This window comes from Actinomycetota bacterium, assembly GCA_040881665.1.
In the GTDB taxonomy this organism is placed as follows: Bacteria; Actinomycetota; UBA4738; order UBA4738; family HRBIN12; genus JBBDWR01.
The window spans coordinates 521,566-537,359 of record JBBECT010000005.1 but is presented as its reverse complement, the minus strand read 5'-3'; the positions used below and the strand labels follow the sequence as shown (position 1 = coordinate 537,359).

At 68.7% G+C, this 15,794-nt stretch carries 15 protein-coding genes and 1 tRNA gene; 15 read left to right on the top strand and 1 reads right to left on the bottom strand.

Annotated elements, in window-relative coordinates:
- Positions 1-27 precede the first annotated feature (27 nt).
- From WEF05_08355 to WEF05_08335, 5 genes are all read left to right on the top strand, one after another.
- Positions 28-1,056: a S16 family serine protease gene (locus WEF05_08355; GenBank protein MEX1101892.1), complete on the top strand. Its 1,029-nt coding sequence runs from the start codon at positions 28-30 to the stop codon at positions 1,054-1,056.
- 153 nt (positions 1,057-1,209) lie between these two features.
- Positions 1,210-4,113, top strand: coding sequence for a UPF0182 family protein (locus tag WEF05_08350; GenBank protein MEX1101891.1), 2,904 nt, complete (start codon positions 1,210-1,212; stop codon positions 4,111-4,113).
- A gap of 9 nt (positions 4,114-4,122) precedes the next feature.
- A complete protein-coding gene (gene chrA / locus WEF05_08345) occupies positions 4,123-5,490 on the top strand; it encodes a chromate efflux transporter (protein ID MEX1101890.1) in 1,368 nt (455 codons plus the stop codon).
- Positions 5,491-5,576: 86 nt separating this feature from the next.
- Positions 5,577-6,443, top strand: coding sequence for a hypothetical protein (locus tag WEF05_08340; protein MEX1101889.1), 867 nt, complete (start codon positions 5,577-5,579; stop codon positions 6,441-6,443).
- 142 nt (positions 6,444-6,585) lie between these two features.
- Positions 6,586-7,569, top strand: a complete 984-nt coding sequence (locus tag WEF05_08335; protein ID MEX1101888.1) for a metallophosphoesterase — start codon at positions 6,586-6,588, stop codon at positions 7,567-7,569.
- A gap of 36 nt (positions 7,570-7,605) precedes the next feature.
- Here the strand turns inward: WEF05_08335 and WEF05_08330 are convergent, their stop codons facing one another.
- Complete coding sequence (locus WEF05_08330) at positions 7,606-9,144, bottom strand: MFS transporter (GenBank protein ID MEX1101887.1); 1,539 nt, start codon at positions 9,142-9,144, stop codon at positions 7,606-7,608.
- A gap of 250 nt (positions 9,145-9,394) precedes the next feature.
- On the opposite strand from WEF05_08330, the gene WEF05_08325 reads away from it, so the two are divergent.
- The 10 genes from WEF05_08325 (at position 9,395) to WEF05_08280 (ending at position 15,783) form a co-directional block, all read left to right on the top strand.
- Positions 9,395-9,468: transfer RNA gene (locus WEF05_08325), tRNA-Met, on the top strand.
- 130 nt (positions 9,469-9,598) lie between these two features.
- Positions 9,599-10,021 (top strand): cyclic nucleotide-binding domain-containing protein, encoded by a 423-nt coding sequence (locus tag WEF05_08320; protein ID MEX1101886.1) that lies wholly within the window; start codon positions 9,599-9,601, stop codon positions 10,019-10,021.
- Between the two features lie 4 nt (positions 10,022-10,025).
- Positions 10,026-10,814: an alpha/beta fold hydrolase gene (locus WEF05_08315; protein MEX1101885.1), complete on the top strand. Its 789-nt coding sequence runs from the start codon at positions 10,026-10,028 to the stop codon at positions 10,812-10,814.
- Positions 10,807-11,781: a glycosyltransferase gene (locus tag WEF05_08310; protein MEX1101884.1), complete on the top strand. Its 975-nt coding sequence runs from the start codon at positions 10,807-10,809 to the stop codon at positions 11,779-11,781. The genes WEF05_08315 and WEF05_08310 overlap by 8 nt, the downstream gene beginning before the upstream one ends.
- A gap of 30 nt (positions 11,782-11,811) precedes the next feature.
- Entirely contained in the window at positions 11,812-12,405 is a 594-nt protein-coding gene (locus tag WEF05_08305; protein MEX1101883.1) for a sigma-70 family RNA polymerase sigma factor, read from the top strand.
- Complete coding sequence (gene rsrA / locus WEF05_08300; protein ID MEX1101882.1) at positions 12,398-12,640, top strand: mycothiol system anti-sigma-R factor; 243 nt, start codon at positions 12,398-12,400, stop codon at positions 12,638-12,640. Before WEF05_08305 ends, rsrA begins: the two co-directional genes overlap by 8 nt.
- Positions 12,641-12,715: 75 nt before the next feature.
- Positions 12,716-12,907 (top strand): hypothetical protein, encoded by a 192-nt coding sequence (locus WEF05_08295; GenBank protein ID MEX1101881.1) that lies wholly within the window; start codon positions 12,716-12,718, stop codon positions 12,905-12,907.
- Positions 12,908-13,028: 121 nt separating this feature from the next.
- Positions 13,029-13,514 carry a PIG-L family deacetylase gene (locus tag WEF05_08290; GenBank protein MEX1101880.1) on the top strand — a complete coding sequence of 162 codons (486 nt, stop codon included), beginning with the start codon at positions 13,029-13,031 and terminating at the stop codon, positions 13,512-13,514.
- The gene (locus WEF05_08285) at positions 13,511-15,052 is read left to right on the top strand and encodes a pyridoxal-dependent decarboxylase (protein MEX1101879.1); all 1,542 of its coding nucleotides are present in this window, start codon (positions 13,511-13,513) and stop codon (positions 15,050-15,052) included. Before WEF05_08290 ends, WEF05_08285 begins: the two co-directional genes overlap by 4 nt.
- Positions 15,049-15,783 (top strand): Type 1 glutamine amidotransferase-like domain-containing protein, encoded by a 735-nt coding sequence (locus tag WEF05_08280; GenBank protein MEX1101878.1) that lies wholly within the window; start codon positions 15,049-15,051, stop codon positions 15,781-15,783. Before WEF05_08285 ends, WEF05_08280 begins: the two co-directional genes overlap by 4 nt.
- The last annotated feature ends 11 nt before the right edge of the window (positions 15,784-15,794 follow it).

Here is a 15,794-nt window from a genome sequence, read left to right as displayed (position 1 = left end):
TGCGGCCGGCCCGTACGATGGACGCCGATGCCGACCTCCCGGTTCCGAACGATGCTCGCCGCCCTGTGGGTCGTCGGCGTGCTCGCCGCCGCCTTCCTCGCGGGGTGGGTCCGCCTTCCGTACTACGCGATCGGTCCCGGCCCGGCGCGCGAGGTCCGCCCGCTGATCACGGTCGAAGGAGCCCCCGTGTACGACGCGCGGGGCCGGTTCGTGATGACCACGATCGAGGCCGAACAGCTCACGGCGATGGGTTCGCTGTTCGCGTGGATCGATCCGAACCTGGCCGTCGTCGACGAATCGGTGCTCTACCCGCCGGGCCTCACGGCTGAAGAAGAGGAGCGGCTCGCGATCTCCGACATGGACACCAGCAAGATCGACGCCACCTACGTGGTGCTGCGCGAGTTGATCGACTACCCGGAAGAGCGCGGGACCGGCGCGTTGATCCGCCAGGTCGTCCCCGATTGCTCGGCGGACGGTGCGCTGTTCCCCGGAGACGTCGTGACCGCGATCGACGGCCGGACGGTCGCCGATCCCCGCGCGGCGGGCGCCCTGATCGATGCCGCGGGTCCGGGCGAGGCCCTGACCTTCGAGGTGCGTGCGCTGGGAACCGACGTCCCCGAGCGCGTCCGGCTCGTCCGGGAGCGCTGCGGAGGCTCTCGGGATCCGATCGTCGGTGTCTCGATGGTCGAGGTCTTTCCGATCGACGTGGAGATCCGCAGCGGTGACGTCGGCGGTTCCTCCGCGGGGTTGATGTTCGCCGTCGCGCTCTACGATCTGATGACGCCCGGCGATCTGGCGGCCGGTCGGACGATCGCCGGGACCGGCACGATCGTTCCGAGCGGACGTGTCGGACCGATCGGTGGCATCGAGGAGAAGGTCGTGGCCGCCGACCGCTCGGGCGCCGAGGCGCTCCTGGTCCCGGCCGACGACTTCGCTGCTGCCCAGGAGGTCGCCCCCGACGGCCTCCAGCTCGTCGAGATCGAGACGTTCCGCGGAGCGCTCGACTACCTGCTCGAGACCGGCGGCCAAGCGCGAGTGGAGGACGCCGCCGCCTGATCGGCCCGGGGCGACCGCCGGATCGCGGTGGCTCCCACCGGACACCTGTTCCGCACGCCGGTGCTAGGCTGCCGCGCACCGGGTCCGGACGGCCCGGCATCCCGTCGACAAGTTCGGAGGTTGCCCCGGCTCGTGGTTCGCATCGCAGCTCAGATGCCGCGTCGACGCCGGATCGGTGTGTACGTCGTCGCCGCTGTGGCGATCACAGTCGTGCTGTTCACGGTCTTCTCGAGCCTGTGGGTCGACATCCTCTGGTACCGGGAAGTCGATCTCTCGCGGGTGTTCTGGACGACGATCCGGGCGCGCGGATCGCTCACCGTCCTGTTCGGTCTCCTCTTCTTCGGACTGCTCTACGCGAACCTGTTGATCGTTCGCCGCTTGAAGCCGCCGTTCCGAGCGATCACCGCGGAGCAGGAGATCTTCGAGCGGTACCGCCTCCAGGTCGAGCCGTCGCTGCGATGGATCCTCCCCACGCTCGCGGGCGTGATCGCACTGTTCGTCGGGGTCGCGGCGTCAACCCGGTGGGAGGTGTTCCTGCTGTGGCGGAACGCCGGCGATGCGAGCTTCGGGGTCGCCGATCCGCTGTTCGGGCGTGACCCGGCCTTCTACATCTTCTCGCTCCCGTGGTGGAAGTTCGTCCAGGGGTGGCTGTTCTCCGCGCTCGCGGGCGTCACGGTCATCACGGCCGTCGCCCACTACCTGTGGGGTGGGATCCGTCCGCAGGCTCCTGCGTTCGCGGACAAGGCGACGCCGCAGGTGCGCGCGCATCTGTCGACGCTGCTCGGTCTGATCCTGGTCGTGAAGGCGTGGGGCTACTACCTCGGCACGTTCGATCTGCTCGTGTCCTCGCGTGGGGTGGTGACCGGCGCGTCGTACACCGACGTGAAGGCGCAGCTCCCGGCGTTGCGATTGCTCACCTTCATCGCGCTCGCCTGCGCGGTCCTGTTCTTCGCGAACATCTGGAGGAAGAACTGGGCGTTGCCGGTGATCGGCGTCGGTCTGCTCGCTCTCGTGTCGATCGTCGCAGGGGCGCTGATCCCCGCCGCCGTGCAACGCTTCAGCGTCGATCCCCAGGAGCTGCAACGAGAGCGCCCGTACATCGAAGACAACATCGAGTTCACGCAGCGCGCGTTCAAGATCTCGCCCGACCGTGACATCGCGGTGTCGGAGCGCCCGGTCGAGTCCGAGGTGCGACCCGAGCAGATCGAGAGCAACGCTACGACCGTCTCGAACATCCGGTTGTGGCGCCCCGAGCCGACCCTCCAGGAGGTCTACGGAACGCTCCAGCGGATCCGCCAGTACTACGACTTCCTCGACGTCGACGTGGACCGCTACGAGATCGACGGCGACCGCCGGATGACGATGCTGTCGGTGCGCGAGATCGATCAGGCGGGGATCCCCGAAGGGGGACGTACCTGGCAGAACACCCACCTCGTCTACACGCACGGGTTCGGGGCCGTGGCGTCCCTGCCGAACTCGGCGACCAGCGAGGGTCTGCCCGTGTTCACGCTCCGCGACATCCCACCGATCGGTGACCCTCCGCTCGAAGAGCAACCACGGATCTACTACGGCGAGAACGACGACGCCGCCCCGTTCGTGGTCGTCGGCACCCAAGCCGACGAGCTCGACTACCAGGGAACGACCGACGGAGCCGACGAGCAGGTCACCTACCGGTACGACGGCACCGGCGGCATCCAGATGGGGAACCTGCTGCAGCGCGCCGTGTTCGCCTACCACTTCCGCGATGTGAACCTCGTGCTGTCGGGCCTGATCGACGGCGACAGCCGGCTCATGATGTATCGCGACATCCGTGAGCGGGCGAGCCGCGCGGCTCCGTTCCTCGAGTTCGATGCCGATCCGTACGCCGCGGTGATCGACGGGCGCGTGCAGTGGATCTGGGACGCCTACACGACGAGCGCCGACTATCCCTACTCGCAGCGGATGGACCTGGCGGGTCCGACCAAGGACGCCCTGCGCGGCACGGCCAACTACATCCGGAACTCGGTGAAGGTCGTCGTCGACGCCTACGACGGGACGATGACCTACTACGTCGTCGACCCGGAGGACCCGATGATCCAGGTGTGGGGCCGTGCGTTCCCCGACCTGTTCACGCCGGGATCCGAGGCGCCCACCGAGCTCCGCGAGCACTTCCGCTATCCCGAGAACCTCTTCCAGGTCCAGGCCGAGCAGTTCGCCGACTACCACGTCGACGACCCCGACGTCTTCTATCAGAAGCAGGACTTCTGGCAGATCGCCCAGGACCCCTCGGGGGTCGACGCCGCCGGGACCGCCCGGCCCCCGCTGGATCCCTACTACGTGCTCATGACGCTTCCCGACGAGGAGACCGAGGAGTTCGCGCTGATCCTGCCGTTCACGCCCGAAGGGCGACAGAACATGGTGGCCTGGATGGCGGCGCGGTCCGACCCCGACGACTACGGGGGGCTGATCAGCTACGAGTTCCCGTCGACCCGGAACGTGGAGGGACCGACGCAGATCTTCGCGCGGATCAACGCCGAGCCGCGGTTCTCCGCGCAGCGCACGTTGCTGACCTCGGCAGGATCGGACGTGCTCTTCGGCGACTTCCTCGTGATCCCGATCGAGGACTCGATCCTCTATGTGCAGCCGGTCTACGTGCAGGCCCGGCAGGAGAACTCGATCCCCGAGCTGACGTTCGTGCTCGTCGGCAACGGCACCCGGATCGGATTCGGAGACACGCTCGAAGAGGCGTTGACCGATTCCTTCGTCGGCCAGACCGACGGGAGCGAGGGTGAGGGTGAGGCTCCCGAGGGCGGCGGGCAGCAGCGGCTGGCCGAGCTGATCACCGAGGCCCTCGCGCGCTTCGCGGCGGCCGACGCGGCGCTCGAAGCGGGCGACCTGGCTACGTACGAGTCCGAGATCGACGCTGCCCAGGACCTGGTCCAGGATGCCGACGAGCTCGCCCAGCGGCTGCGTGAGCGCGGCGTCGACGTCGGCGGACTCGGCGAACCCGCGCCGGCACCGGAGCCCTCCGCGACCCCGACGGTCACGGCGAGCCCGACGGAAACCCCGACGCCGTAGGTCTCCGCCGTGGAGCCGGGCGGCGAGGTCGCTGGACACGGCGTCGCGTTCCGCGACGCGGCGCGATTCTGGATCAAGCTCGGATTCATCAACTTCGGCGGCCCGACCGGGCAGATCGCGATCATGCACGAGGAGATCGTGCACCGTCGCCGCTGGGTCGGCGAGGGACGGTTCCTCCACGCGCTGAACTACTGCATGCTCCTGCCCGGTCCGGAGGCGCAGCAGCTCGCGATCTACGTCGGGTGGTTGCTGCATCGGGCGAAGGGAGGTCTGGTCGCGGGGATCGCCTTCGTCCTCCCGAGCTTCTTCTTGCTGCTGGCGCTGTCGTGGGTGTATGCGGTGCACGGCGACATCGTGTGGATCGCCGGCATCTTCTCGGGGCTGGCCGCGGCGGTGGTCGGGATCATCGTCGTGGCGACGATCCGGATCGGCTCCACAGCGCTCGCGAACCCGCTCATGGTCGCCGTCGCGGGAGCGGCGTTCATCGCGATCTTTCTTCTGCACGTGCCGTTCCCGCTGGTGGTGATCGGTGCCGTCGCGCTCGGCCTCGTCGGCGACCGGGTCCGTCCGGACCTGTTCGAGGTCGGTGTCGAGCGCGAGCTGGAAGATGACGAGCAGGCGGCGATCCGCGACGATGCCGAGGCGGGCGTGCACGCGCGACCGAACATCCGGCGGTCGATCGTGGTGCTCGTGGTCGGACTTGCCGTGTGGTTCCTCCCCTTGCTCGCCGTCGCGTGGTGGAGGGGGACCGGCGACACCCTTACCGAGCAGGCGTGGTTCTTCAGCCGGGCTTCGTTGATCACGTTCGGTGGTGCGTACGCGGTCCTCAGCTACATCAACCAGGCCGCCGTGCTGCAGTACGGGTGGCTGCTGCCCGGGCAGATGGTCGTGGGCCTCGGGCTCGCGGAATCCACGCCCGGTCCGCTGATCATGGTCGTGGAGTTCGTGGGTTTCGTCGGCGCCTACCGGAACCCGGGAGATCTCGATCCGGTCGTCGCGGGGGCCCTCGGAGCGTTCGTCGTGGTGTGGGCCACGTTCGTCCCGTGCTTCCTATGGATCTTCCTCGGGGCTCCCTACATCGAGCGCCTCCGCGGCAACCGGAGGTTGGGCGCGGCCCTGCAGACGGTGACCGCCGTGGTCGTCGGGGTGATCGCGAGCCTCGCCCTGACCTTCGCGTTCACGACCCTGTTCGATCGCGTGCGAGCCGTGGATCTCGTTCGGGGTCCGGTTCCGATCCCCGTGGTGTCGAGCGTCGATCCGTTCGCGGTCGCCGTCGCGGTCGCGGCGTTCGTCGCGATGCGCCGGTTCCACGTCGGGGTGGTTGCGGTGGTCCTGGCCGCCGGCTTCGCGGGGCTGGTGGTCGAGGGTCTGCTCTAGGTACACGGATCCGGACCGTCCCCCGAAGGAACGTGAGCGGAGCGCGGCCTCGGGGTAGCCTTGGTCGTCGAACGGGAGGGACGGCGATGTCGGCGGGGATGACCTGGAGCAAGCGTCCGGCGAAGTGGCTCCGTTACACGGCGCTGTTCGAGTTCGCGATCGCCGCCTTCGTGGCCGCGATCGGACTCTCGATCCCCGAGGCGCGGACCTCGATGCTGATCACCGCCGGGATCCTGGTGCTCACGGGCATCGGCTTGTTCGCGTGGGGTCGCTCCGCGTCCCTGACCTACGAGCGCGCGCAGCAGATCCGGACGACCGGCATCGCGAGCCGTGCGGCGATCGTCTCGATGCGTCAGACCGGGATGTCGATGAACGACCAGCCGCAGATCGAGCTGGAGCTTCGCTACGACGTCCCCGGAAAGGGAACGCACACGACGACGCGCAAGGAGTACGTCCCCCTGATGCTGCTCGGAACCCTGACGAGCGGGACCCCGCTCCCGATCAAGGTCGACCCGACCGACCCGACCCTGGTGGCGATCGAATGGGAGCTCACCCGCGCAGCCGCCACGTCAGCGACCGCCGGATCGCCGTCCGCGGCCGGCGCCGACGCGGCCGAGCCGGGCCCGATGCTCACGCTCGGGGGAGGGGCCGGGGTCGGAGGGATCCCCGACGCCGCCGAGATCGAGCGGGCACGAACCCGGTTCCGCGCGACCGGGATCGACGGGACCGCCGTGTTGAGCGGGTGTCAGCTCACCGCGCTCGAAGTGGCCGACAACAAGGTCTTCCAGGTCACGATGACGGTTGACCTCCCCGGACGCGATCCGTATGTCGTCACGCACATGGCGTTGATCCCCGAGCCGCACGTCGCCCGGATGGTCGTCGGTTCGACCCTACCCGTGAAGGTGGATCGCGACGATCCTCAGACCGTGATGCTCGACTGGGACCGTCCCTGACGGGCGAGAGGGGATAGGAGTTCGGGCAGAACGAACTCCGCCCCGGACGTGGTCCGTGACCTTGGCCAGCCGTCAGGCCTATTGCCATCGTCCCCGTGACAGTGCTTGACTCCGCGACACCATCGCCCCCAAGGAGTCCGGTATGGCCCTGCGTTCCGGCCGTCGCGTGATGCTCGCCCTGGCCATCCTGCTGATCGGCGGGGGAACGTTGGCCGGGCCCGCCACATCGGGCGCCGCAGCGCCTCCCCAGGCCGATCCGGTGATCACAGCGGTCGGTGACATCGCGTGCCAGTCGTTCAGCCAGAGCGATGGCGAGGGAGCCTGCCGATCGGACGAGGTGGCGAGGCTGATCACCGGCCTCGCGCCCGACGCATTTCTCGCCCTGGGGGATCTCCAGTACAACAACGGCAAGCTGGCGGAGTTCGAGCGGGTCTACGACCTCCAGTTCGGACATCTGAACTCCATCACGCTGCCGACGCCCGGGAACCACGAATACGGCACCGAGGGTGCGCAAGGGTACTTCGACTATTTCGGCGACAGCGCACATGGGCCCGAGGGCTACTACTCGCTCGACGTTGGCGCCTGGCACATCGTGTCGCTGAACTCCGACATCTGCCGCGACGACCCGGGCTGCGGTCCGGGCACACCTCAATACGAGTGGCTCGCGGACGACCTCGCCGCCAATGACGATGCGGCATGCACCTTGGCGTTCCAGCATCATCCGACGTTCGACTGGCGACAGTGGCAAAAGTTCGTCGACCCGAACGACCCGCGACCGAACGGTGGTTCGGAGAACGAGATGTACTTCGACATGTGGAGGCTGATGGACGGAGCCGGCGTGGACGTGATGCTCGCGGGTCACAACCACATCTATCACCGCTGGGCGCCACAGTCGGCAAGCGGTACACGCGATGTGGACGGCATCCGTCAGTTCACGATCGGCACCGGCGGTCGCTCGCTCTATCCCCTGGGCAAGAAGCCGCGGCCGGCCAACCTGCTGGCGGTCCAGAACAAGGCGTTCGGGGTGCTGCAGATGACCCTGCACGAGAGCGGCTACGACTACGAGTGGGTCGGGCTACCGACCGATCGGGTGTTCCGCGACCGTGGGTCGTTCGCCTGCAGGTGACGCCGGGCCGGTGTGAAGTCGCGGTCAAAGCGTGCGTCAGCCCAAGGCCATGCCTTCGCCGGAGTTCGACGACGAAGGATCGGGCAGTCGCATCATCCGGAACCCGTTGGCCAACCCGAGGAGCGCGGCCAGGAGCGGAACGAGGAGCGCCACCTGGAGTGCGATCGGGCGTGCGTCCGTGTTGATCCGGACGATCTCGGTCTGGACGTCCTGGGGCTGACCGACGAGGAGTTCCTCGAGTTGTGTGTTGCTTAAGATCTGTGCGTCCTCCTCGAGACCGTCCGCGACGCGCTGCTGATCGGCGGGAGAGAACACGTCGCTCGACTCCGCCATGTTCGTGAAGGTGAATGCGAGGGTCCCCAGCATGATGGCTCCTGCGAACGCCAGGCCAAACGAGAGCCCGAACGAGCCGCCCGCCGAGTTCACGCCTGCGGCCTCGCTCACCCGCTCCTCATCGATCGGGGACAAGGAGTAGTTGTTGAGCTGGGAGACCAGCAGGCCCAGTCCGGCACCGGCGATCACCAACGGGACCAGAAGGGACCAGCCTGACACGCCTCGAGGCACGATCGCGATCAGCAACACGATGCCGATCGAAAGGAGCGCGAAGCCCGATCGGATGATGCTGCTCGGACGCCGTGCTCCAGACCTCTTGCCGGCGAGCAGTGCCACCCCGAACATCGTGAGCGAGAGCGGAGCCATCGATAGACCTGTCTGCATCGCGTTGTACTCGAGCACCATCTGCAGGAAGATCGGTATCGCGATCATCGCGCCGCCAAGCGCGATCTGCTGGAGCATCTGCCCGGTGACCCCCAACCGGAACATCTTCGATCTGAACAGATCCGGGTCGATCAACGCCGGCTCACCGACACGCTTGCGACGGACGAGCCAGTAGCCGAACGATCCCAATGCCACCGCGCCGGTCACCACGAGTGCTGCGACCGACTCCCCGCCTTCCTGCCACACGAGGATGCCCAGAACGAGGCCGCCCATGCCGAGCACGGAGAGGACTGCGCCGATCCCGTCGATGCGCCGAAGTCCTGTGAACGGAACGTCGTGCACGCGACCGATCCCGGAGAGCACGACCGCGATGATCACGACTTCGAGCAGGAACCCGACGCGCCACGAGAGGAACGTGGTGATGAAGCCACCGAGCAGGGGGCCGACCGCCGCTGCGATCGCTGCCGAGGCACCGACCATGGCATAGACCCGCTTCTGGGCCGGCCCTTCGAAGTTCCCGTGGATGAGGGATTGCATCGCGGGCAGCAGCAACGAGGCACCGAGCCCACCGATCACGGCCCAGAAGACGATGATCGCGGTCACGTCCTGAGCGAGCGTCATCGCCAGCCCACCGATGGCGTACGCGATCAGACCGAGAACGTACGCCCTCTTACGGCCGATGAGGTCGCCGACCTTGCTGCCGATCAGGATGAACGCCGCCGAGACGAGTGCCTCGAGCGCGATCGCCGACTGGACGCCGCTGACGGTCGTGCCCAGGTCGCGAACCACGGCCGCGATCGACACGTTCATCAACGAGGTATCGACGACGAGCACGAACATCGCCATCGCGAGCAGCATCGCGAGCCGCTGGTCGAACACGGCCTTTTCGGCGGCGCCAGCTGTTCCCTCGCTCACCCGAGATCCTCCATCCCCACGTCGTGACGACCCCTGCAGCGCAGTCGGTGCCTTCTGTCGTGCGACACCCTATCCCACACTTGATGCGGCCTGGATCGGAGCTCCGGACCCCGGGAGCGGGATCTGGGGGAGGTTTCACCGTGCCCTTTCTCCTAACCGTCGGCCGGCGGAGGAGCCTTTGCTATCCTCGGTCTGCGGGGTGGAGCAGTCTGGTAGCTCGCTGGGCTCATAACCCAGAGGTCACAGGTTCAAATCCTGTCCCCGCGACGAGATCGACGGGCGACCCCTCACGGGTCGCCCGTTCGCGTTGGTGGCGCGTCGACGACCCCTCGTGCAGCCCCCGGGGTAGGATTCGCTCGGCGCTCGCACGCACAACCCGTCCAGGAGGGGAGTCGAGATGGCCGATCGCGACCTCGCGAAAAAGCTCGGTAACGTCCCCCTGTTCGGCGCCCTCAGCAAGCGCGAGATCGGCGTCATCGCGAACGCGGCGAACGTTTCGTCCCACCGCGATGGGAAGGTCCTCGCACGCGAAGGCGACGCCGGTGTCGGGCTGTTCGTCCTCCTCGAGGGAACGGCCGACGTGACGATCGGCGGTCTGTCACGCGCGAGGCTCGGCCCGGGAGATTTCTTCGGAGAGATCGCGCTGCTCGATCGCGGGCCTCGTTCGGCGAGCGTCATCGCGACCTCGGACGGGCGGACGGCGGCGATCTCTGAGTGGGTCTTCCGCGGGTTGCTGCGGCAGCATCCGACGATGGCCATCAGGACGCTCGAAGTGCTTGCGGAACGCGTCCGTTCCGCGACGAACGACACGATCGCCTGACCGGGTGCCGTTCCTCGATCGTCCCGACGGCGCCCGCCTGTACCACGAGCTGCACGGTCCGACGGATCGTTCCGCGCTGGTGTTGCTCGAGGGTATGGGCGGCGACATCGCGGGCTGGCGGCGCAACGTTCCCCACCTGGCCGTCGATCATCGCGTCGTCGCGTGGGACCTCCGCGGGAACGGACGCTCGTTGCTCGGCACCGTTCCGGAGGACGTCCCGATGGGCATCGAGACCTTCGTCGACGACACCCTCGCGCTCCTCGACGAGCTCGGGATCGAGCGCGCGCACCTGTACGGGCAGTCGTTCGGCGGCATGATCGCGCAGGAGTTCGCTCTGAACCATCCCGGCCGTGTTCGCGCGCTCGTGCTCGCGGCGACCCATGGGGGGCGTGCGCACCTCGTCCCGGTGCCCGCCAACCGACGGACGGCACCGAATGACCGGCCCTGGATCACGCTGTACGCGCCGGGCTTCCCGGAGGCGCACCCCGAGCATGTTGCCGGCGACCTTGCCTCGGGGACCGGGCAGGAGCCGGTCGCCCGTCGCCGACAGTGGGAGGCGATCCAGACCTTCGACAGCTTCGACCGGCTCGGATCGATCCACGCTCCGACGCTCGTGCTGCACGGCGCGCAGGATCGCATGATCGATCCCAGGAACGCGCGGCTGCTCGCCGAGCGGATCCCCGGTGCGCGGCTCGAAACCCTCGAAGGGGCGGGGCACGTGTACCACTCGGAACAGGCCGATCGATCGGACGCGCTCGTTCTCGCGTTCCTCCGGAGCCACGACGATGCCTGAGGACGCCGGCGCGTCCCCTCCGGCGGCGGCCCTCGAGCTCGCGCGACGCAGGGATGAACATCGCGCGGCGAAGGAGTTCGCGGAGGCCGATCGGTTGCGGGACGAGCTCGGGGCGCTCGGCTGGCGGGTCGTCGACACCCCGGAGGGCACCCGACTGGAATCAGCCGCCGGAGTCGCTCCGACGCCCGACCCCCCGCGACGCCCCGAGGACATCGCATCGGTGTTGTCCGAGCCCACGACCGTCGACGCCTCGGTGCACTGGCTCGTGGAGGGTTGGCCGGAGGACGTCCTGCGCGGGATCGAGAGCGTGCGGCGGTTCGAGCCGGCACGGCGTGTTCAGCAGGTCGTCGTTGACGTCGCCGGAACCGACCCGTCGGTGTGGCCCGCCGACGTGGAGACGATCCGGCTCGTGGAAGGAACCGGGTGGGCGACCGCTCGCAACGCGGGGTTGCGCACCTCACGCGGTGAGGTCGTGCTCGTGCTCGACGGATCGGTGGAGGCGACGGGAGACGTGCTGGGTCCCTTGATCGACGCTCTCGCCGATCCGGGCATAGGGATCTGTGGACCGTTCGGGATCGTGACGGAGGATCTGCACGAGTTCCACGAGGTCTCGGATCCGCAGACCGGTCCCGATGTCGACGCGATCGAGGGCTACCTGTTCGCCGTGCATCGCTCGATGCTGGCGGAGGCCGGTCCGCTCGACGAGCGGTTCCGCTTCTATCGCAGCTGTGACATCGACTACTCGTTCCGGGTGAAGGACACGGGCCGGCGTGCCGTCGTCGTTCCCGTGCCGGTGCGCCGGCACGAGCACCGGATGTGGGCTGCGACGCCGCCCGAGCGTCGGGACCAGCTCTCGAAGCGCAACTTCTATCGGTTCCTCGAACGGTTCCGCGGCCGGTTCGACCTGACGGTGGCCGGGACCCGCCCCCAGCACGGATCCGACGATGGGTCGCAGGCGCCCGGGTGACATGCGCGGGGCATCGGCGATACTGGGCCGGTGGGCGAAACGACCAAGACCGACGCGATCGACGAGGCGGCGCTGACCGCGCGTTTCGAGCGCGACGTCACGCCGTTGCTGCCGAACCTGTACTCCTCGGCCTTGCGGATGACCCGGAACCCGGCCGATGCCGAGGACCTCGTACAGGAGACGATGCTCCGCGCATACCGGGGCTTCTCCGGATTCACCGAGGGAACGAACCTCAAGGCCTGGCTCTACCGGATCCTCACGAACACGTTCATCAACACCTACCGGAAGAAGCAGCGCGAGCCGCAGACGGTGCAGAGCGACGAGGACGTCGAGGACTGGTACCTCTACGACCGCCTCGCTGCACGGTCCACGGAGGCGTCGGCCGAGGCCGAGGTGCTCGAGGCCATGCCCGACGAGGACGTGCAGGCCGCCCTCGAGGCGCTGCCGGAGGGGTTCCGCCTCGCGGTGCTCCTGGTCGACGTGGAGGGCTTCTCCTACAAGGAGGCCGCGGAGATGCTCGGGATCCCGATCGGCACGGTGATGTCGCGCCTGCATCGGGGAAGAAAGGCCTTGGAGAAGGCGTTGTGGGAGACAGCCAAGGAGCGCGGGATCGTCGATGACTGATTGCGAACAGGCACTGCGGGAGATCGAGGCCTACCTCGACGGGGAGCTCGCGTCGGACAGCATCGTCCAGCTCGAGGTCCATCTCGAGGACTGCCCCCCGTGTTCGGGTCGAGCCGATTTCCAGCGCCGGCTGAAGGTGCTGATCGCCGGCAAGTGCGCCGGTCCCTCGCAGGTCCCTGCGTCGCTCCGGGCTCGGATCGACACGATCCTCCACCCCGATCCCTCCGCCGACTGACGCGCATGTACCCTGGCGTCGCCTCCCCGAACCGGAGGTTGTCGCGCGGCGAATCACGGGCGAGGAGGACCGCCCGTGAAGGGAACCCGCCCCCAGAAGCTGCCACCGCCGTCCAAGCCGAAGGGCGTCGACGGGCGCGTCTGCGCCGAATCCTCCTGCACGACCCGCCTCTCGCAGTACAACGCGACCGATCGGTGCTGGCACCACACCGAAGCCTCCTACCCCACGTTCCGCGGCAAGCGGTTCACCGAACCCGGCGGCGCCTGACCTCGCGGCTCCCCACGGCTCGGACGCACTAGCATCCCCGATGCCACGGGCTCGAACGGCCCGAGACCGATCGCACGAGGGGGCGGGCAGATGACCGGGGAGTACGGAACGGAACCTGGGAGTGTGGGCACATCCCGACGACGAGACGTATCTGTCCGCCGGCCTCATGGCCTCGGCCGTGGACGCGGGTGAACGCGTCGTCTGCGTGACCGCGACACGAGGTGAGGAAGGGTCCTTCGACGAAGAGCGCTGGCCTTCCGACCGCATGGGACGGATCCGCGAGGGCGAGTTGCTCCGCTGCCTCGAGATCCTGGGGGTAACCGACCATCGGTGGCTCGACATGCACGATGGAACCCTCCCGACCGAGGACGCATCCTCCGCCGTCGACAGGATCTTCATGGAACCGGGAACGCCGCCCGTGACGCCCGCCTCCGACCTCGAGATCGAGCTTCGGCTGTCTCCTGACGCGCTCGAGCGCAAGGTGCGCGCCGTCGAGCAGCACGTCAGTCAGGTCGAGCCGATGACCGCGATGCTCGGCCGGCGGGTCCTCTTCGACTCGCAAGACGGCGAATACTTCCGCCTCGCCGCTCGTAAGGATCCGGTGTGAGCCCGGCCGCCTCACCGACGCCGCCGGGGCGGGTTGCGGACCTGGACTGGGATGCCGAACGGGCCGAGGCGTTCGCGGATCAGGCGGTCGGCATCTGGCGCGAGTACCTCGAACGGTTGCCGTCCCTGCCGATCTCGCGGGGCCACACCGCGGACGAGGTCCGGGCGGCGATGGCGATGGAGGTTCCCGACGACCCGATGCCCGACGAGGAGCTGCTCGCCTTCCTGCGGGCGGCGGTGCTCGAATGGTCGGTGTACGCGGGCCATCCCGGGTTCATGGCGTACGTGACGGGGGCGGGGACCGTGCCCGGCGCGGTGGCGGACCTGCTCGCCGCGGGCGTGAATATGAACGTCGGAGGCTGGCTGCTCTCCCCGTCCGCGACCGAGATCGAGCGGCAGCTGATCCACTGGCTCACCGGGGTGTTCGGGCTTCCGGAGGGGGCCGGGGGACTGCTCGTGTCGGGCGGGGCGATGGCGAACTTCGTGGCGCTGAAGGCGGCGCGCGATGCCAAGGCGGGCTGGGACGTGCGCCGCGAGGGGGTGGGCGGGCCCGGCCGGCCACCCCTGGCGATGTACCTGTCGAGCGAGACCCACGTCGTCAGCCAGCGGGCATCGGACATGCTCGGGCTCGGGTGGGACGCGATGCGCTCGATCCCGGTCGATGACCGGTACCGGGTCGATACGGACGCGCTCAGCTCGGCGATCGCCACCGACCGGAACGACGGCGTGCGCCCGATCGCGATCGTGGGTTCGGCGGGCACCGTCGCCACCGGCGCGGTGGATCCGCTCGACGAGCTCGCGGACCTGTGCGCCGCCGAGGATCTGTGGTTCCACGTGGACGCGGCGTACGGAGGACCCGCAGTCCTCGCCGACGACCTGCGCCCGGTGTTCGCCGGCATCGAACGCGCGGACTCGATCGCGTTCGATCCGCACAAGTGGCTGTACACGCCCCACTCGGGCGGCTGCGTGCTGCTGCGTGACGAGGGGTTGCTCGGGGCGTCGTTCGCGGTCGACGCGTCGTATGTGCGACAGGACAAGGAACGCACCGGCGCGGGGATCGACTTCGCACGGATGGGGCCCCAGTTCAGCCGCGGCTTCTGGGCGCTGAAGGTCTGGGTGTCGTTGCTCGCGCACGGACGAGACGCCTATGCCCGCCGGATCTCCCACGACGCCGAGCTCGCGCGCTACCTGGGTGCCCTCGTCGAGGCGAGCGACATGTTCGAGCTCGCCACGCCCGTCTCGTTGTCGATCTGTTGCTTCCGGTACGTCCCGCCGGATCTGACGCGCGGACCGGCGGACACCGGCGTCCGTGATGCCTACCTGAGTGAGCTCAACGAACGGATCATGTCCGACCTGCAGCGTGACGGACGTGCGTACTGCTCGAACGCCGTTCTGGGCGATCGCTTCTGGCTCCGCGCCTGCATCGTCAACTTCCGCACCGAAGCGGAGCATCTCGACCGCCTGTTGGAGGTCGCGGCCGAGCTCGGATCCCGCCTCGATGCCGAGCTGCGACCCGCCTCGCTCGGCGGGACGGCGTGAGCCCCGGACCGGTCGCCCTCCTCGGCTCGGGCGAGTTCCTCCCGTGGACCGAGCCGGTCGATCGAACGCTCCTGGACGCGGCGACCGGCGGCGACCGCGTGCTCATCGTGCCGACGGCGAGTGCGCCCGAGGGGGACGCCGTCTTCGGAAGCTGGGGCGACCGCGGTGTGGAGCACTACTCCTCGCTCGGTGTACCGGCCGAGGTGGTTCCGCTGCGCACGCGGGAGGACGCGGACCGCTCGGAGCTCGTATCGGCGCTCGATCGCGCTTCGCTCGTCTTCCTCTCGGGAGGAAACCCCGCCTACCTGGCGTCCACCCTCCGGGACACCGCGTGGTGGGCGGCGCTGCTCGAACGGTTCACGAGCGGAACCGCGATCGCGGGATGCAGCGCCGGCGCCGCAGCCCTGCCCGAGCGCGCTCCCGACACGGCCGTCTCGGGCCTGGGCCCGGAGCTGTGGCGGCCGGGGCTGGGGTTCGCGGACGCTGCCGTGATCGGCCCCCACTGGGATGCCCTCGACGGGTACGTGCCGGGGATGACGGCCGCGATCACCGGGACGATCGCTCTGGGGGAGCGCCTCGTCGCGATCGACGAGGAGACCGCGATCGTCGGAGACGGGGAGACCTGGACGGTGCAGGGTCGCGGGGGAGTGCACGTGTTCGAACAGGCGCGATGGCGGTCGTTCGCAGCCGGCCGGCGCCTCCGGCTCGCGCTGATCCCAGCGTCGGGGTAGAACGTCGGTCG